General features: G+C 66.6%; 19 protein-coding genes and 2 tRNA genes. 14 read left to right on the plus strand and 7 right to left on the minus strand.

Going from position 1 to position 15,766, the window contains the following annotated elements:
* Positions 1-60: 60 nt before the first annotated feature.
* Positions 61-1,017 carry a hypothetical protein gene (locus tag ACM6UT_RS19075; protein WP_416798930.1) on the plus strand — a complete coding sequence of 319 codons (957 nt, stop codon included), beginning with the start codon at positions 61-63 and terminating at the stop codon, positions 1,015-1,017.
* A gap of 77 nt (positions 1,018-1,094) precedes the next feature.
* A complete protein-coding gene (locus tag ACM6UT_RS19080) occupies positions 1,095-2,009 on the plus strand; it encodes a DUF1499 domain-containing protein (RefSeq protein WP_416798931.1) in 915 nt (304 codons plus the stop codon).
* 18 nt (positions 2,010-2,027) lie between these two features.
* Here the strand turns inward: ACM6UT_RS19080 and ACM6UT_RS19085 are convergent, their stop codons facing one another.
* Positions 2,028-2,957: an MBL fold metallo-hydrolase gene (locus ACM6UT_RS19085; protein WP_416798932.1), complete on the minus strand. Its 930-nt coding sequence runs from the start codon at positions 2,955-2,957 to the stop codon at positions 2,028-2,030.
* Positions 2,954-3,250, minus strand: coding sequence for a cupin domain-containing protein (locus ACM6UT_RS19090; protein ID WP_416798933.1), 297 nt, complete (start codon positions 3,248-3,250; stop codon positions 2,954-2,956). Before ACM6UT_RS19090 ends, ACM6UT_RS19085 begins: the two co-directional genes overlap by 4 nt.
* A gap of 230 nt (positions 3,251-3,480) precedes the next feature.
* Between ACM6UT_RS19090 and ACM6UT_RS19095 the strand changes: the two genes are divergently transcribed.
* Positions 3,481-3,555: transfer RNA gene (locus ACM6UT_RS19095), tRNA-Gln, on the plus strand.
* A gap of 117 nt (positions 3,556-3,672) precedes the next feature.
* Here the strand turns inward: ACM6UT_RS19095 and vapB are convergent.
* The 3 genes from vapB to ACM6UT_RS19110 form a co-directional block, all read right to left on the minus strand.
* Positions 3,673-3,909, minus strand: coding sequence for a type II toxin-antitoxin system VapB family antitoxin (vapB, locus tag ACM6UT_RS19100; protein ID WP_416798934.1), 237 nt, complete (start codon positions 3,907-3,909; stop codon positions 3,673-3,675).
* A gap of 79 nt (positions 3,910-3,988) precedes the next feature.
* Complete coding sequence (locus ACM6UT_RS19105; RefSeq protein WP_129331854.1) at positions 3,989-4,243, minus strand: hypothetical protein; 255 nt, start codon at positions 4,241-4,243, stop codon at positions 3,989-3,991.
* Positions 4,244-4,604: 361 nt separating this feature from the next.
* Complete coding sequence (locus ACM6UT_RS19110) at positions 4,605-5,003, minus strand: hypothetical protein (protein ID WP_416798935.1); 399 nt, start codon at positions 5,001-5,003, stop codon at positions 4,605-4,607.
* 321 nt (positions 5,004-5,324) lie between these two features.
* Here ACM6UT_RS19110 and ACM6UT_RS19115 point away from each other — a divergent pair.
* Positions 5,325-5,401: transfer RNA gene (locus ACM6UT_RS19115), tRNA-Pro, on the plus strand.
* Positions 5,402-5,549: 148 nt separating this feature from the next.
* Positions 5,550-5,978 (plus strand): acyl-CoA thioesterase, encoded by a 429-nt coding sequence (locus ACM6UT_RS19120; protein WP_416798936.1) that lies wholly within the window; start codon positions 5,550-5,552, stop codon positions 5,976-5,978.
* Positions 5,979-5,999: 21 nt separating this feature from the next.
* Here ACM6UT_RS19120 and ACM6UT_RS19125 read toward each other — a convergent pair whose 3' ends face one another.
* Positions 6,000-6,956 (minus strand): LysR family transcriptional regulator, encoded by a 957-nt coding sequence (locus ACM6UT_RS19125; RefSeq protein WP_416798937.1) that lies wholly within the window; start codon positions 6,954-6,956, stop codon positions 6,000-6,002.
* Between the two features lie 133 nt (positions 6,957-7,089).
* Between ACM6UT_RS19125 and ACM6UT_RS19130 the strand changes: the two genes are divergently transcribed.
* The 7 genes from ACM6UT_RS19130 to ACM6UT_RS19160 all read left to right on the plus strand — a co-directional run bounded on the left by ACM6UT_RS19130 (position 7,090) and on the right by ACM6UT_RS19160 (position 13,460).
* Positions 7,090-8,718 (plus strand): N,N-dimethylformamidase beta subunit family domain-containing protein, encoded by a 1,629-nt coding sequence (locus ACM6UT_RS19130; protein ID WP_416798938.1) that lies wholly within the window; start codon positions 7,090-7,092, stop codon positions 8,716-8,718.
* 12 nt (positions 8,719-8,730) lie between these two features.
* Complete coding sequence (locus tag ACM6UT_RS19135; protein WP_416798939.1) at positions 8,731-10,098, plus strand: aminotransferase family protein; 1,368 nt, start codon at positions 8,731-8,733, stop codon at positions 10,096-10,098.
* An 11-nt stretch (positions 10,099-10,109) separates the two neighbouring features.
* On the plus strand, positions 10,110-11,060 hold the full coding sequence (gene kce, locus ACM6UT_RS19140) for a 3,5-dioxohexanoate:acetyl-CoA acetone transferase (RefSeq protein WP_416798940.1): 951 nt from the start codon (positions 10,110-10,112) through the stop codon (positions 11,058-11,060).
* 56 nt (positions 11,061-11,116) lie between these two features.
* Entirely contained in the window at positions 11,117-11,647 is a 531-nt protein-coding gene (locus tag ACM6UT_RS19145) for a GNAT family N-acetyltransferase (protein WP_416798941.1), read from the plus strand.
* Complete coding sequence (locus ACM6UT_RS19150; RefSeq protein WP_416798942.1) at positions 11,644-12,687, plus strand: histone deacetylase family protein; 1,044 nt, start codon at positions 11,644-11,646, stop codon at positions 12,685-12,687. The genes ACM6UT_RS19145 and ACM6UT_RS19150 overlap by 4 nt, the downstream gene beginning before the upstream one ends.
* Positions 12,688-12,935: 248 nt before the next feature.
* Positions 12,936-13,112: a hypothetical protein gene (locus ACM6UT_RS19155; RefSeq protein WP_416798943.1), complete on the plus strand. Its 177-nt coding sequence runs from the start codon at positions 12,936-12,938 to the stop codon at positions 13,110-13,112.
* Between the two features lie 81 nt (positions 13,113-13,193).
* Entirely contained in the window at positions 13,194-13,460 is a 267-nt protein-coding gene (locus tag ACM6UT_RS19160; protein WP_416798944.1) for a DUF4167 domain-containing protein, read from the plus strand.
* A 12-nt stretch (positions 13,461-13,472) separates the two neighbouring features.
* Here ACM6UT_RS19160 and ACM6UT_RS19165 read toward each other — a convergent pair whose 3' ends face one another.
* The gene (locus tag ACM6UT_RS19165) at positions 13,473-14,144 is read right to left on the minus strand and encodes a 5-formyltetrahydrofolate cyclo-ligase (RefSeq protein WP_416798945.1); all 672 of its coding nucleotides are present in this window, start codon (positions 14,142-14,144) and stop codon (positions 13,473-13,475) included.
* 158 nt (positions 14,145-14,302) lie between these two features.
* Here ACM6UT_RS19165 and ACM6UT_RS19170 point away from each other — a divergent pair, with 158 nt between their 5' ends.
* Both ACM6UT_RS19170 and ACM6UT_RS19175 read left to right on the plus strand, forming a co-directional pair.
* The gene (locus ACM6UT_RS19170) at positions 14,303-15,460 is read left to right on the plus strand and encodes an HPP family protein (RefSeq protein ID WP_416798946.1); all 1,158 of its coding nucleotides are present in this window, start codon (positions 14,303-14,305) and stop codon (positions 15,458-15,460) included.
* Between the two features lie 15 nt (positions 15,461-15,475).
* Positions 15,476-15,766 (plus strand): DUF6522 family protein, encoded by a 291-nt coding sequence (locus ACM6UT_RS19175; protein WP_416798947.1) that lies wholly within the window; start codon positions 15,476-15,478, stop codon positions 15,764-15,766.

Genomic DNA, 15,766 nt, shown 5'->3' on the forward strand with positions numbered 1-15,766 from the left:
GCCCGCGGTGTGGAATAGCCGTCGCAGGATCTTTCACCCGGACGGCATGAGACGGCCTTCATGAGCAAGCGACGGCAACAGCAAAGGGCCCGGCAGCGGGCGAGGACGGCAGGCGCCGTCCAGTCGACACCCGCTGCGAAGCCGCAGTCTATGAAGACCCAGCTCGCGAAGGCCGGTCCCGCGAAGCCGCCGGCCGAGGCGCTGCCGCCGGTGCCGGCCGGTACGCGGCCGGACTTCCGCCGGATCAGCCGCACCGCAGGTTTCCGCTGGTCGCTCGACCTCGTCCTCCTCGGCTTCCTGGGGCTCGGCCTCTCGCAGGCGATCACCCACGACTACGGCTTCCTGGAGCTCGGCTTCCTCTTCACGCTCTCGGTTTACGATCTCGTGCTCGCGATGCTCGGCCTTGCGGTCGCCGCCGCCGTCGCGCCGGGCGTGCGCGAGATGCGCATCATCTTCGCGACGTTCCTCGTCGTGCTGGTGGTGATGCTGTCCTTCTTCGATACGATCTTCCGGGGGATACTCGCCTCGCCGCTCGGCGAGGTGCTCTATCTCATCGCACCCGCCGCGGTGATCGTGACCGGGGCGGCACTCTGGGTGCCGGGACGCTGGGCCGGCCCTGCGGCGGCCGTCGCCGCGGCGATCGTCGCCTTCTCCTTCTCGCTCTTCGTCGGCCTCGACGATCTTGGCATCGGCATCCTCGATTTCACGACAGGCACGGTGCTCTGCGCCCTCTGGCTCGTGGTGGCACCGGCGCTGCTGCTGCGGCAGTTCCGCGGCCCCTGGCTCGTGATCCCCTCGCGCATCGTCGGAAGCTGGCTCGTGGTCATCGGTTTCATCGTCCTCGGCTCGCTCTACATGCCGCAGCCGGAGAATGCCGCTCCTCCGCCGGCGCCGGGCGACCTGCAGCTGATCATCCCCGACGACGGCTCGGCACCGACGCTGAACGGCGAGGAACTGCCGCTCGACGACGGCAGTCAGACCGACGGCAGTCAGGCGGGCGACGGTTCGCAGCCGTGAGCGCGCTTGTCGCCTGCCGGGCGAGACGATAAACAGGAAGCACCTGATCCGAACTCGCGAGCGCCGGTGACGCATCGATGACCATTCGTTATGACCGGCCCGTCTCCCGCTCGGCCTTCCTGGCGCGGCGGCTCGGGCGTGCGGCCGCCGTCTTCCTCGTCCTCGTCGTGCTTCTCCACCGCTTCGGGCCCCTCACCACGCCGGATTTCGTGGCGCTCGTGCTCGCTTCGGCGGTCCCGGCGGCACTTGCCGTGCCGCTCGCGCTCTTCGGCCTCTGGCGGCTCTGGAAGGTCGGAGCGCTCGGCGGCGTCGCGGCGGCGAAGGCGCTTCTCTATGCCGCGCTGCCGCTCGGCCTCGTCGGCTTTGCCGCCTTCCAGTACGTGACCCGACCCATGCTCTACGACGTCTCGACCGACCCCGTCGATCCGCCCGCCTGGATCACGGTGCCGGAGGCGAGGCAGCAATGGCTCGATCGGCCGCCGGTCACGCCGGCGATGCGGCAGATGCAGGCAGGCGCCTATCCGGGCCTCACCGGCCGACGCTACGAAGGCGCGCTCGACCGCGTGCACGAGGCGGTGCTGAAGGTCGCCGACCTCACCGGCCTCACCGTGACGGCCTCGCGCGGCCACGAACTTCTCCAGCCCGAGCTCGTGCCGCTGCCGCAGGGAAGGGATGCGCAGGCCACGGCGCCGGCCGAAACGACCCCGGACGTCGGCCCGGTGCCGCTGCCGCGGCCCGCGCCGCAGGAGCTCGCCGTCGCCGAGCCGCCGGAACCTGCCGGCACGGCCCGCATCCAGGCGGAGATGCGCACGCTGGTGCTCGGCCTTTCCTTCGACGTGATGGTGAGGCTGCGCGAGGAGGCCGAGACGACGCTGGTCGACGTTCGCGTCGCCAGCCGCTACGGCCCGCACGATCTCGGCATCGGCGACCTGATCGCCGAGCATTACCTTCACGAACTCGATGCCGAGCTTCTGGGGGTCGCCGGCGACTGACGGCGCAAGGCCGGCTCGTCAGGCGATCGTGTAGACGCCAGTGAGCCGCGGCGGACCTTCGGTCGCGACGATCCCCTTCTCGACGAGATCCTCGATATGGGCGAGCACGGAGAGCGCGGCCGCACCGTGAAGGCGCGGATCGGTGTCGCGGTAGATTGCCTTCACCATGTCCGGGATCAACCGGTCGCCCGCCCGGATACGTTCGAGCACGGCGCGCTCGCGCATCCGCCGGTGGGTCCTGAGCCCCCGCAGGAAGGCCGGCGGGTCCTTCACCGGCCCGCCATGGCCGGGAAAATAGATGCGGTCGTCGCGCGAAAGCAGCCTTTCGAGCGAAGCCATGTAGTCGCCCATGGCGCCGTCGGGCGGCGCGACGATGCTCGTCGCCCAGGCCATCACATGGTCGGCGGAAAAGACGATGCCGCTCTCCTCGAGCGCGAAGGCGAGGTGGTTGGCGGTGTGGCCGGGAGTGGCGATTGCCGAAAGCGTCCAGCCGTCGCCCTCGACCCTGTCGCCGTCGGCAAGTGCGATGTCCGGGGAAAATTCCATGTCGGAACTCTCCGCGAACGGGTTGGTTTCGCCGGTGTGGAGGGGGCGGGCCGCGCGGTGCGGCCCTTCGGCGACGATCACCGCCCCGGTCGCGGCCTTCAGCCGCCTTGCGAGCGGCGAATGGTCCTTGTGGGTGTGGCTGACGGCGATATGGGTGACCTCGCGGCCCTCGAGCGCCTGCATCAGCGCCGAAAAATGCGCCTCGTCCTCCGGCCCCGGATCGATGACGACGACGGAGCCACGGCCGACGATATAGGTATTCGTGCCATGGAAGGTAAAAGGGCCGGGATTGTTGACGGTGATCCGCTCCACGCCGTCGGCGACCGGCACCGCCCGGCCGTGGGCCGGTTCGAAGGTGAGGTCGAATTCCGGGCTTTTCGGCGTGTTGCGCGGGGCGCTCATTTATACTCGATCTCGATGAAGGACATCGGCGCATCGCCGCCGTTGACGACATTATGCTCGATGCCCGCCTCACGGCGATAGGCCGCGCCGGCCCGGTTCGTCACCCGCCGTTCGCCGTCGGCGTCCTCGATGAGAAGGTGGCAATCGGTCATCGGCACCACCACGTAGCCGAGGCCGTGCACGTGATGGCCGGTCGCAGCCCCGGGCTCGAAATCCCAGCGTGTGATGCGCACCACGGCATCGTCGAGAAGGATCGTCGGCAGGGCAGGCGGGCGGGCGGAAAAGCCGGGCATGGGTGTTCCTCGTTTAGGGCATCATGAGTCTCGAGCGGACCCTAAGGCGCCCACGCGTCGCGTCCAATGAAAAAATCGGATGCGGCCGATGAAAACCGTTGATCGGCGAAGGCGGCCGGAAGGGGAGCCCGATTTTTTGTCACGAAACCGTTGCCCCGCCATGCCGCTTTTGCTAAGGGGCAACGGCCGGCGACGGAGCCCTGCTCCCAGCCGCGACGATCCGCACGTGTTGGGGCGTAGCCAAGCGGTAAGGCAGCGGTTTTTGGTACCGCCATCCCCTGGTTCGAATCCAGGCGCCCCAGCCAGTTCTCTAGTTTCCCTTTGTGCGCCGGTATCTCGCGAAACGGTCTCAGACGGCCCAGTCTTCGAGGGGCAGACCCATGACGCGCGAAAACTCCCGCATGTTGTTCGTCACCAACGCCTTAGTTCTCGCCCAGAGAGAAGCGTCCCTCCTCAATCAGGTCGGAGCGATCGCGCAGGAAGTCCACATCCGCCGGCGGCTCGTCGCGGAACGAGGCCCAACTCGGACGGACGGGACGCAAGATGATAGCGTCGCCCTGTCTTTCGATGGTCAATTCGCTCACCCCCGGAAACTCGAAATCCTTCGGCAGGCGGATTGCCTGATTCCGGTTGCTGCGAAAGACGGAAACGGTACGCATGGAGGATCTCCTGGCAACTACCCACATCGTGCCGTCTGCCAGCCATACGTCAAGAGTGCAGTACGTCCCCTCAACTTCCCTACCTCCGACCCTTCGTCGGCCGCCAGATGATGGTGTCCGGCTTTCTGTCGAAGGGCAGGCCCATCAGCCGGACTTCGCAGTCCTTCGCGTCGCAGGTCGTGCATTTGAAGGGCAGGGTATGCGGGTTGCGGCTGCTGCCGTAGACGCGGGCGAGGTCTTCGGCGACAAATTTCGCCTGGCGACCGCAGCGCCGGCAGGTGGCGGTGAGAAGCATCTGGTGGAGGGCGGCCTTGCCGAGGGTGTCGAACGTCATGGTCATTGCACGGGGAAGCATGGAACATAACGGGAACATAGTCAAGAAAATCCCCGGCTTTTGGGGGTGAGAGCCAGCAAATTTCCGGCAGTAGCGACCTTTGCCGCTATGCCCGTCGTTCCCGCGACCGTCGAATTTTTGACGATAAGCATTTGCCGGATAAGGTAAAAATTAACCTTGGCGCGGCTATAAGGACCTTGCCTCGCGATTGGTAGTGCGTAGCGAGGTTCTTCGATCCTTCCGATCGCCCGTCCGGCCCCCATTCCTCCCGCCCGGCCGACGTCCCTCGCAAACATGCGTCTGAAAACGAAAACGGGCCCACCAAGGAGCCCGTTCCGGATTTGGTCCTGCGACACCATCTTCATTCGGCGGTCAGGAATTCCTCGCAATAGCTCTTGCCGTCGGTGCGCTTGTCGACCACCGTGCGCACGCCGCGGATGACGTAATCGGGGGAGACCGTGAGCTGCACTTCGCAGCGCAGGTATTCGGTGCGGGCGCTCTGCAGGAGCTTGCCCTTCTTGCCGTCGAGGTCCTCATAGACCGCCGGCACCACGCGGGTCTTGTAGCCGCCGCGCCAGCTATAGAGCGTGTTGCCGCCGGCGGCCGTATCGCTGATCGGCGGGCCGAACTTGGCGAAGAAGGCGCCGGCCTGCTTGCCGTTCCAGCGCGCCTCGACGCCGTTCCTGGCGCCGCCCCCTGTTGTCGTACATGCGGCAAGGGCCAGCGCGAGGCCAGCCATTGTAATCACGCGGAAATTCATCTGTCCCGTCCTTCGCTTCGAGCGGTGGGGCCGGCGGCCGCGCCTCTGCGCAGCCCCCGCACCGGCGACCTCACCTCTGGCGGCTTTATCCCCAATTGCCTTTGGAGAAAATCGGTTCCACGCGCCCGCCCGTTTATTTTCGCGCCTGTATCCGTCCTGCCACGCTTCCCCTGTGAAACAAGGGCTCCGCGCGCCTGCCGCCGTCCGCGGTTCCGGAGGGGGGTGGCGGCCCGTCACAAATTTTTCGCATTGCCCCGGCGCTTTTTTCAAAACACCGCTTGTGCAACAAAAACGGCTGGTCTATAGAGGCGCCGCTGGTCACGGAGTGTAGCGCAGTCTGGTAGCGCACCACGTTCGGGACGTGGGGGTCGCGTGTTCGAATCACGCCACTCCGACCAGCCGAAAAGCCCGCGGAAGCGGGCTTTTTTCATTTCCGGGGCCTGTTTCTCCCTTTCCTTCCCGCCGCTCCTCGCACCTTCCCGCTTTACACCCGCACCCGCCCTCCGCTAAGCGCGAGGAGGGCCGAGCACCGGGGAGAGGAAAATCATGACCGAGCGTTCCATCGTCACTTTCGTTGGCGTTGCGCATCCGTGGATGTGCGACACCATGGGTCATATGAACGTTCGCCACTATGCGGCGATGTTCGACGACGCGAGCTTCCAGCTTCTCGGCCATATCGCCGGGGCGGAAGCGGCCGACGATACGGGCAAGGGCTGGGCGGATGTCCGCACCGAGATCGAGTACAAGCACGAGACGAAGCCCGGCGCGCTTTTGACCATCCGCTCGCACGTGGTGAAGGTCGGCCGTTCCTCGATCACCTTCGAGCAGGAGATGCGCGGCAGCCTCGACGGCGTGCTTCATGCCCGTGCCCGCACGGTGAGCGCCCGCTTCGACCTCGTCGCCCGCGCGGCGATCGCGCTCGATCCGGCCGCCCGCGCCCGTGCCGAGGCGCTGCTGGTGGAGAATGCCGGCTGATCTCCTGCAGGGTTGCGTCGTTCACGGCCCGTAGATGCGTTCCTCGACCGGCGTTGCGGCGATCTCGGCCTCGAGCGCCTCGACGAGCGCCTTTTCCGCCCGGTTCATCCGCTTTTCCGGATTGGTGACGAGATAGATGTCGACCGCCGGCGGGTTGTCGTAGGGCGGCAGCCGCCACAGCAGGCCGTCGTCCACATCGCGGCGCGCGACATGCAGCGGCAGCGGCCCGATGCCGAGCCCCGCGACGATCATCCGCCGCACCTCCTCGAGGCTCGAGGAGACTCCGACGACATTGCCGCGCAGCTTCGCCTCGCTGCGCAGCAGCGCCACGGGCCGCAGCGCATCGGAGATGTTGTCGGTCTGGAAGGAGACTGAGGATTCCTCGCGCAGGTCGGCGAGCGTCAGGTCGTTGCGCCCGTAGAGCCGGTGGCCGGGGCCGCAGAAGAAGCCGAAATGCTCGCGATAGACCATGGTGTAGGAAAGCGCCGGATCGCGTTCGCGCATCAGGCAGATACCGAAGGAGGCGCGCCGCTCGCGCACCCGCTGCACCACCTCCAGGCTCTCGGCGACGGAGATGGTGAGGTTCGCCCGCGGATGCGCCGTGTGGAAGGCGGAAAGCGCCCGGTCGAAGAGCGGCGAGACGACATGGCTTGCGAGTGCGATCGACACGTGCCCGGTCACCGCACCGGCCATGCCCTGCATCAGGTCGGGCAGCTGCGAGATCGTGCCGAATACCTCGACCGCCTGCTCGTAGAGCATCAGGCCGGCTTCGGTCAGCGCGAAGCGGGTGGCATCGCGGTCGACGAGCCGCGTCCCGATCCGGTCTTCCAGCCGCTTCAATGCATTGCTGACGCTCGGCTGCTTGAGGTTGAGCCGCTCGGCCGCACGGGTGATGCTCTTGCCTTCGGCGATCACGACGAAAGTGCGCAGCAGGTTCCAGTCGAGGTCGAAGACAAGCTTGTCGGCGCGCGGCGGCATACATTCCCCAAAGCTATGATGTCTATTTTCATTATCTATTTGCAGAATGCTTCGGCAAGCGCAATCATGCCGGCCATTCACCGGTACCGGCGCGAGTAGGCCGGTTCTTCCGGCGGCAGAGGGGCGAGACGACATGACGACAGCCTTTCCGGATTTCGGCCTGACGCCGGAGCAGCGCCGCTTTGCGGTGCGCGGCCATTACTACGAATATCCCGGCATGGACGGCGGGCGCGGCGAGATCTGGTGCTATTCCGACCGCTTCTCCTACGGGCCGGGTGAAAAGGTGACCCTGTTCGTCAGCTCCACGGCGTCGCGTTTCGATCTCGAGATCCTGCGTGACGGTGCCGGCGAAACGCCCGTACTGACGGAACGCAACATCGCGGCCCGCTGGCAGGATACGCCCGACCAATGCTCGGTTCTCGGATGCGGCTGGCAGGATAGCTTCGAATTCCGCATTCCCGAGGAATGGCCGTCCGGGGCCTATCGCCTGACGCTGCGGGCCGAAGGCCGGGACGGTGCACCGATCCACTGCTACCATCTTTTCATCCTTCATCCGGCTCCGGCGAGGAAGACCGGTCGTATCCTGCAGGTCGCCGCGACCGGAACCTGGACGGCCTACAACACCTGGGGTGGCTCCAACCACTACCAGGGCATCACCGGTCAGAACCGCGACCAGTACGCCACGAGCGTGAGCACCCAGCGGCCATGGTGCCGCGGCTTCGTGGTCCTGCCGAAAGAGGCGCCGCGTGTGCCGCTGGAAGTCTCGCTGCAGGTGGGCACCACGCCGCGCTATCCGCACATGGAATGGGCCTATGCGACCGGCTATTCCAAGAAATACGCCTCCGCCGGCTGGGCGAGTTACGACGGCCACTTCTTCCGCTGGGCCGAGCGCGCCGGTTACGAGGTCGATCTCGCCAGTCAGCACGAACTGCATTTCAAGCCGGAGATCCTCGACGGTTACGATTGCGCCGTCTTCGTCGGCCATGACGAATACTGGACCTGGGAGATGCGTGATGCCGTCGACGCCTTCGTCGGGCGCGGCGGCCGGGCGGCGCGTTTCGCCGGTAACTTCATGTGGCAGACGCGGCTGGAAGACGATGGCCGCACCCAGGTCTGCTACAAATACCGTGCGCGCGCCGAAGACCCAGCCTACAAGAGCGGCGACGTCACCCGCGCCACCAACAGCTGGGAAGCGCCGGAAATTGGGCGTCCGGGCTCGGCGACCTTCGGCCTCAATTCCACCAACGGCGTCTATGCCGGCTGGGGCGGGTGCGCCCCGCGCGGTGTGCGCGGCTTTCCGGTCTGCCGGCCGGGCCACTGGGCGTTTGCCGGCACCGGTCTCTTCTATGGCGATCTTCTCGGCGCCGACAGCCACATCTATGGCTATGAGGTCGACGGCCTGGAATACGAGATCCGCCACGGCCTGCCCTATCCGACGAAGACGAGCGGCGCGCCCGAGGGCCTTGAAATCCTCGCGCTCGGCATGGCGAGCCAGGTCGAGGAAAGCGACGTGCTCGCCCCCGAGGACATGTTCTTCGGCGACGAGGATGGCCGCTTCATCGCCGAGACGCTCTATGGCGAGGCGAGCGACGAGAACCTCGAAAAGGTGCGCTATTCCAACGGCATGATCGTCAATTTCCCGAAGGGCAGGGGCGAGGTGTTCCATGCCGGCACCTGCGAATGGGTGGCCGGATTGCTGCGCAACGACGCCATGGTCGAGCGCGTCACGAAGAACGTGCTCGACCGCTACCTCAAACGCTGACAGAGACCCGAGATGAACAAGCCACTGAACGCCGACGAACGTCCTGCCTCCCACCTCTTCTACCAGAGCCGCCTGCGCCGGCCGCTCGCGAGCCACGCCGAGGGCATCTACATCTGGGATGAGACGGGCCGGAAGGTGATCGACGGGTCGAGCGGCGCAATGGTCGTCAACATCGGCCACGGCAATTCTCGCGTCCTCGAGGCGATGAAGCGGCAGATGGACAAGGTGACCTTCGCCTACCGCCTGCATTTCGAGAACGAGCCGGCCGAGGAACTGGCCCGCCGCCTCGCCCGCCATATGCCGCAGGGCATGGACAAGGTCTTCTTCGTCTCCGGCGGATCGGAAGCGGTGGAATCCTGCCTGAAGCTCGCGCGCCAGTGGGCCGTGGCGGTGGGGCAGGCGAGCCGCTACAAGGTGATCTCGCGCTTCCCCTCCTATCACGGCTCGACGCTCGGGGCGCTCGCCGTCACCGGTTACGATGCGCTGACCGCCCCCTTCCTGCCGATGATGCAGGCGATGCCGAAGATCAAGGCGCCGACCGCCTATCTCGACCGCGACAACCTCTCGATGGAGGAGCGCGGACTGAAATATGCCGACATGCTGGAGGAGAAGATCCTCGCCGAAGGCCCGGAAAGCGTGCTCGCCTTCATCATGGAGCCGATCGGCGGCGCCTCGACCGGCGCGCTCGTCGCGCCCGATAGCTACTATCCGCGCATCCGCGAGATCTGCGACCGCTACGGCATCCTGCTGATCCATGACGAGGTGATGAGCGGGGCGGGCCGCACGGGCAAGTATCTCGGCGGCGACCACTGGAACTGCAAGCCGGACCTGATCGCGCTCTCCAAGGGGCTCGGCGCCGGCTATTGCCCGCTCGGCGCGATGATCGCCCCCTCGCGTCTCGTCCGCCCGGTGCTCGATGCCGGCGGCTTCGCTCACGGCTACACCTATGCCGGCAATCCGCTCGCCTGTGCGGCAGGGCTCGCCGTCCTCGACGAGATCGAGAACCACGACCTGCTCGGCAATGCGACACGCGCCGGCAATCTCCTGCGCCGCGAGCTCGAAGGGCTTGCCGAACGCTTCCCCTTCATCGGCGACGTGCGCGGCAAGGGCCTGCTGCTCGCCGCCGAATTCATCGCCGACCGCGAGACGATGGCGCCGCTGCCGAAGGAGATGAACGCCTACCAGCGGGTGGTCGACATCGCCTATGAGCGTGGCCTCATCATCTATTCGCGGCGCACCCGAGGCGGCACCGAGGGCGACCATTTCCTCGTCTGTCCGCCGATGATCATCACGCCGGAAGAGATCGCCGAAACGATCGGCATCCTCGAAAGCACGCTCGCCGAGCTCGCCGCCGAGCTTGGCCTGCCCGTGAACCGCTGAAGGAGACGCCGATGACCACGAAGACCGACACCATGCGCAACAAGGTGATCATCACCTGCGCCGTCACCGGCTCGGTGCACACGCCGACCATGTCGCCCTACCTGCCGGTGACGCCGGACGAGATCGCCGCCGAGGCGATCGCCGCCGCCGAGGCCGGTGCGGCGATCCTTCACCTGCACGCCCGCGATCCGAAGGACGGCCGCCCGAGCGCCGATCCGGCGGTCTTCCGGCAATTCCTGCCGCGCATCAGGCAGGCGACCGACGCGGTGGTCAACATCTCGACCGGCGGCTCGTCGCTGATGGCGCTCGAAGCGCGTCTTGCCCCGGCGCTCGACGGGAAGCCTGAAATGGCGTCCTTCAACATGGGCTCGATGAACTTCGCGCTCTTTCCGGCGCTCGAAAAACCGCTGGAATGGAAGCACGCCTGGGAGCCGCAGCTTCTGGAGGCGACCCGCGGCACGATCTTCAAGAACACCTTCGAGGACATGGAATTCATCCTCGATCGCCTCGGCCGCGGTTGCGGCACACGCTTCGAATTCGAATGCTACGATGTCGGGCATCTCTATTCGCTCGCATACCTGCGCGACCGTGGCCTCGTCTCGGGCCGGCTCTTCATCCAGTTCGTCTTCGGCGTGCTCGGCGGCATCGGCGCCGATCCGGAAAACCTCACCCACATGAAGCGCATCGCCGACAAGCTCTTCGGCGCCGACTACAGCTTCTCGGTGCTGGGGGCCGGCCGCCACCAGATGCCGATGGTCTCCATGGCTGCAGCCATGGGCGGCCATGTCCGCGTCGGGCTGGAAGACAGCCTCTACAGCGGCCGCGGCCGTCTTGCCCGCAGCAATGCCGAGCAGGTCGAGCGCATCCGCACCGTCCTCGAAGCCCTGTCGCTCGAGGTCGCCACCCCCGCCGAGGCGCGCGCCCATCTCGGCCTGAAGGGTGCCGATGCGGTGGCCTTTTGACGGATCGCGGCTATCATCGCGCCGGCGAAGGTGACCATGAAGAGGACGGGCAGGTCATGAGCGACGAGGGAAACGAGGCGGCGGCGCTACGCATCCGGCCGGCGGAGCCGCAGGATGCCGAGGCGATGCACGCGGCGATCCTCGCGCTTGCCGGCCATCTCGGCCAGCAGGCGAAGATCCGGAGCACGGCCGAGGATTTCCGCCGCTACGGCTTCGGACCGGAGGCGGCGTTTTCCGGCTTCATTGCCGAAGTGGACGGCGAGTTCGCCGGGCTCTGCCTGTTCTTCCCGATCTTTTCCACCTGGCTTGGCCGGCCGGGCGTCTATGTGCAGGACCTTTTCGTCGACGGGCGCTTCCGCGGCCGGAAGATCGGCGAGAGCCTGCTGCGCGCGGTCGCCTCGTGGTCGCGAAAACGCGGCGGCGTCTACCTGCGCCTTGCCGTCGACACCAAAAACCTCTCCGCCCACGGCTTCTACGAGCGCGTGGGCCTCGCCTGGCTCGACACAGACCGCGAGCACGGCGCCTATGGCGAGGCCTTCCTGGCGCTCGCCGGCCCCGACGATCCCCGAAACGAGGACATGCGATGAAAGCCTTCTACGCCGACGAGCAGAAGCGGCACGACCCGAAGATGTTCCTGTCGAGCGGCGCGCCGCTTCCCAACCCGGAACAGCCCGAACGCGTCGAGCGCCTGCTCCTCGGCGCGAAGGCCGCGGGCTGCGAGATCGTGCGGCCGCAGGCCCACGGGCTCGCCCCGATTTCCGCCGTCCACACGCCGGAATATCTGGAATTCCTCGAGCATATCTTCGAGCGCTGGCAGCGCATCGCCGGCGCCTCGGAGGAGGTGATCCCGAACATCCATCCGCTTGCCCGCACCGGGCGCTATCCCGCATCCGCCGTCGGTCAGGCCGGCTACCACATGGCTGACACCGCGTGCCCGATCTCGGCGGAAACCTGGCAGAGCGTGTGCTGGAGCGCCTGGAGCGCGGTGGAGGCGGCAGAGACGGTGCTCGGAGGCGCGCCGGCCGCTTACGCGCTCTGCCGGCCGCCGGGTCATCATGCCTTCGCCGATGTCGCCGGCGGCTTCTGCTTCGTCAACAATTCCGCGGTCGCCGCGCAGCATCTGCGCCGGTCGGCGGCGCGGGTGGCGATCCTCGATGTCGACCTCCATCACGGCAACGGCACGCAGGGCATCTTCTATGCCCGCTCCGACGTGCTGACGATCTCGCTGCATGCCGATCCGGTGCGCTTCTATCCCTTCTTCTGGGGCCACGCCGACGAGCGCGGGGAGGGCCCCGGTCTCGGCTACAACCTGAACCTGCCGCTGCCGCGTCAGTCGGGCGACGAGGAGTTCCTGCTCGCCCTCGGCGCCGCCTTCCGCCGCATCCGCGCCTTCTCTCCCGATGCCCTCGTCGTGGCGCTCGGGCTCGATGCCTTCGAGGGCGATCCCTTCGGCGGGCTGTCGGTGACGACGCCCGGGTTTTCGCGGATCGGCGAGGCGATCGCCGGCCTTAACCTGCCGACCGTCATCGTCCAGGAGGGCGGCTATCTCTGTGATGCGCTTTCCGACAACCTCACCGCCTTCCTCACCGCCTTCCTCACCGCCTTCGGGGCAGGCACCGGCGGCTGATCGTCGTGCGGCCGGACGCCTCGTTACGTCATCGCGTCCGGCAGCATCTTGAAACGGACACAATGCATAGTCATCTATAGCTTCGATATCGGGCTTGATGCGGCTGGCGCTCCAGGGAGAGCGCCTCTTGAATGTACGCATCGGACATCGGCTCTCACGACGAGCCTTGAGCTTTCCCCTGCAGCCTGAATTCTTCCCAAGACATGATTGCGGCTGGTCGCATCCAAAGACCGCCGCCTAGGAAACCTATGCAAAAGACACAAATACTGACAACCAGCAAACCGAAAACCATTTCGTTGCCCCGGCGCCTGCCGGTCGCGGCCCATGCCGCCAAGCGCATCGCCGGACCCGCAGTCTGGCGTCCGGCCGTCGTGCGCTTCAGCCGCGAGGAAATGCGCGCGATCGTCGCCGAACAGATCGACTGACGCCGCGGCGCTTCCCACCCACCCCCAGATAACCAATCATCCACCAAGGAGAGGCCGGGAAGACCGGCCTGAACACGAAGAATGAGCAAAAGACCAACCCGCGGCCCTGGCCAGAAGAGCCCGTCAAACAACCGCGCCCGCAACGGCGCACGCGGCGGCTCGCACGGCCCGGCGACCTCGCCCAAGGCCGCAATGGACCGCTACAAGCACTATCTTGCGCTGGCGCAGGAGACGGCCCGCTCTGGCGACCGCATCGAAGCGGAAAACTACTACCAGCACGCCGAACACTACTTCCGCAGCGCCGCGGCGATTGCCGCCGCAGCCGCCGAGAAAATCCCTCACGCCTGAGGCCTGCTTCCCCTACGACCGGCGGCGAACGCACCGCTCCGTGACGATCGCCTGCATGGGCACGTCATGCCGCTGCGGATGGATGGTCGGGATTTCCTGTAATCCATAACCGACGCCGATCGCCATCGGCCGGCCGGCAAGCCCCACCAGCGTGCGGTCGTAATAGCCGCCGCCGTAGCCGAGGCGATAGAAGTCCCGGTCGAAACCGACCAGCGGCGCGATCACCACATCCGGCGTGACCTCCGGCCCCTCGGCGGGGTAGGGGATGTTCCACACTCCGCGTTCGAGTTTCTCGCCCTCCGCCCAGGCGCGGAAGGTGAGCGGCTGTCTCTTTTCAACGACGATCGGGAGCAGGGCCTTGCCGCCCCTTGCCGTCACCGACGCCATCCACGGCCGGAGATCGGGTTCTCCGCGAAACGGCCAGTAGAGGCTGATCGCCTTGCCGGCGACCTCGGGAACGAGCGCGTCGAGCCGCTCGGCGATCAGTCTTGAATAGCTCGCCCGCGCGTCCGGCGAGAGTGCCATGCGCGCGGCGATCAGCCGTTCCCGCTCCGCCGAGCGCCATCGACCTATGTCGTGCGGTTCCGCCGGCGCGAGCCCCATATAGGCCGGGTCGATCTCATGCATGAAACAGGCCGGCGAAGCATATTCGCGGCTTTCCTCGTCATCGTCGCGACCGGACATAAAATCCTCTCTCTGCCGGCGTGGAACGAACTTTCCCCGCAAGCCGGCGAAGCGGCAATAATCTTCCTTGAGTAGCATTCCGGCATCGCCAATAAAACGGGCAACCTGCTCTTTTCGCAAGCAGGGCCTTTCCAAAGAGCGAGCAAATAGCCGAAAAAATGACCGACGGACCCGTTCGACGCCGACGCTTCCCGCCTGAAAACCGCTTTCCCTTCTTTCATCCCATCCTTGCCGGCGCGACGCTTCACGAGCGCCTGCTCGCCTGCCTCGGCGCGCTGATTGCGACCACGCTCACCGGCTTCATCTGCGGGGCGCTGCTCGGACCCGATCCGCACCTGCCGCTGATCGTCGCGCCGATCGGTGCCTCTGCGGTCATCCTCTTCGTCGTTCCGTCGAGCCCGCTCGGCCAGCCCTGGCCGGTGATCGGCGGCAATGTCATTTCGGCCATGGTCGGGCTCACCGTCGCGCAAATGGTGACGGAGCCGGTTCTCGCGACCGGGATCGCCGCGGCGCTGGCAATCGCCGCCATGTCGCTCACCCGTTCGCTCCATCCGCCCGGCGGCGCCGTCGCCATGACGGCGGTGCTCGGCAATGCCGCGCTCGCAAAATGGGGCTATCTCTATCCCTTCATCCCGGTCGGGCTGAATTCCTGCCTGCTGGTCGGTCTCGCTTTCGCCTTCCATCGGGCGACCGGCCGGGCCTATCCGCACATCGCGGCACCCCGCCCGGTGAACACGCACGAGACCCGCGACCTGCCGTCGCCCGTTCGCGTCGGCTTCCGCGAGGAGGACATCGATGCGGCGCTTGCCGCGCTCGACGAAACCTTCGACATCGACCGCAGCGATCTCGAGCGGCTGCTGAAACAGGTCGAGGTCGAGGCGACGATCCGGGCACACGGCCCGCTTTCGTGCGGCGACATCATGTCCCGCGATGTCGTCACAGTCGGCGTCAAGGCCTCGCCCGGTGAAGCCCGTCAGCTGCTCCTGCACCACAATATCCGCACCCTGCCGGTGACCGGGGAGGACGACCGTCTGCTCGGCACGGTCGGCCTCAGGGAACTCGCCCATGCCGGCGAGGAGATCGCCGGCGTCATCTCCGCCGCGGCGACCGCCGCCGTCGATGATCCGGCGCTCGGCCTGCTGCCACTCCTGACCGACGGCCGTGCCCACGCCGTCGTTATCGTCGACGGAGACCGGCACATCGTGGGGCTGATTTCGCAGACCGATCTGCTTGCCGCTATCGCCCGGACCTTGCCCGGCACGCGCGAGCATGCGAGCCTCGTCGGTGCGCCGCCGGTGCTGGTCGCGGCGCAGTAGAACGGGAGCCTGGCCATGAAGATCGAACGCGACGCCAAAGGAGACTTTCTCGTCGATTCCGCCGAGATCGCCGGCCGTTTCGGGCTGTCGGAAGAGGATTTCCGGAAGCGCATGCACCACGGGTTCATCAAGAGCACGGTCGAGATCGGCGAAGGTGAGGATGCCGGCACCTGCCGGCTGAGCCTCCGGCTCGGAAACCGCGTCTGGCGGGCGATCCTCGACGGCGAGGATCGCGTGATCCGGGAGGGCGTTTCCTTCGTCCGTGGTGAACTCCTGCGCCGTCCGGAGGCCGGCGAAGAGGCGTGA

This window comes from Ciceribacter azotifigens, assembly GCF_048159625.1.
Taxonomy (GTDB): domain Bacteria; phylum Pseudomonadota; class Alphaproteobacteria; order Rhizobiales; family Rhizobiaceae; genus Allorhizobium; species Allorhizobium azotifigens.

Bases quoted from the DNA above. Each gene is read 5' to 3' on its own strand.
- ACM6UT_RS19125 (WP_416798937.1), bottom strand. From the start codon at position 6,956: ATGCCGCCGCGCGCCGACAAGCTTGTCTTCGACCTCGACTGGAACCTG.
- ACM6UT_RS19130 (WP_416798938.1), top strand. From the start codon at position 7,090: ATGACGACAGCCTTTCCGGATTTCGGCCTGACGCCGGAGCAGCGCCGC.
- ACM6UT_RS19170 (WP_416798946.1), top strand. From the start codon at position 14,303: ATGACCGACGGACCCGTTCGACGCCGACGCTTCCCGCCTGAAAACCGC.
- vapB (WP_416798934.1), bottom strand. From the start codon at position 3,909: ATGCGTACCGTTTCCGTCTTTCGCAGCAACCGGAATCAGGCAATCCGC.
- ACM6UT_RS19155 (WP_416798943.1), top strand. From the start codon at position 12,936: ATGCAAAAGACACAAATACTGACAACCAGCAAACCGAAAACCATTTCG.
- ACM6UT_RS19175 (WP_416798947.1), top strand. From the start codon at position 15,476: ATGAAGATCGAACGCGACGCCAAAGGAGACTTTCTCGTCGATTCCGCC.
- ACM6UT_RS19075 (WP_416798930.1), top strand. From the start codon at position 61: ATGAGCAAGCGACGGCAACAGCAAAGGGCCCGGCAGCGGGCGAGGACG.
- ACM6UT_RS19090 (WP_416798933.1), bottom strand. From the start codon at position 3,250: ATGCCCGGCTTTTCCGCCCGCCCGCCTGCCCTGCCGACGATCCTTCTC.
- kce (WP_416798940.1), top strand. From the start codon at position 10,110: ATGACCACGAAGACCGACACCATGCGCAACAAGGTGATCATCACCTGC.
- ACM6UT_RS19080 (WP_416798931.1), top strand. From the start codon at position 1,095: ATGACCATTCGTTATGACCGGCCCGTCTCCCGCTCGGCCTTCCTGGCG.
- ACM6UT_RS19105 (WP_129331854.1), bottom strand. From the start codon at position 4,243: ATGACGTTCGACACCCTCGGCAAGGCCGCCCTCCACCAGATGCTTCTC.
- ACM6UT_RS19150 (WP_416798942.1), top strand. From the start codon at position 11,644: ATGAAAGCCTTCTACGCCGACGAGCAGAAGCGGCACGACCCGAAGATG.
- ACM6UT_RS19145 (WP_416798941.1), top strand. From the start codon at position 11,117: ATGAGCGACGAGGGAAACGAGGCGGCGGCGCTACGCATCCGGCCGGCG.
- ACM6UT_RS19135 (WP_416798939.1), top strand. From the start codon at position 8,731: ATGAACAAGCCACTGAACGCCGACGAACGTCCTGCCTCCCACCTCTTC.
- ACM6UT_RS19165 (WP_416798945.1), bottom strand. From the start codon at position 14,144: ATGTCCGGTCGCGACGATGACGAGGAAAGCCGCGAATATGCTTCGCCG.
- ACM6UT_RS19120 (WP_416798936.1), top strand. From the start codon at position 5,550: ATGACCGAGCGTTCCATCGTCACTTTCGTTGGCGTTGCGCATCCGTGG.
- ACM6UT_RS19085 (WP_416798932.1), bottom strand. From the start codon at position 2,957: ATGAGCGCCCCGCGCAACACGCCGAAAAGCCCGGAATTCGACCTCACC.
- ACM6UT_RS19160 (WP_416798944.1), top strand. From the start codon at position 13,194: ATGAGCAAAAGACCAACCCGCGGCCCTGGCCAGAAGAGCCCGTCAAAC.
- ACM6UT_RS19110 (WP_416798935.1), bottom strand. From the start codon at position 5,003: ATGAATTTCCGCGTGATTACAATGGCTGGCCTCGCGCTGGCCCTTGCC.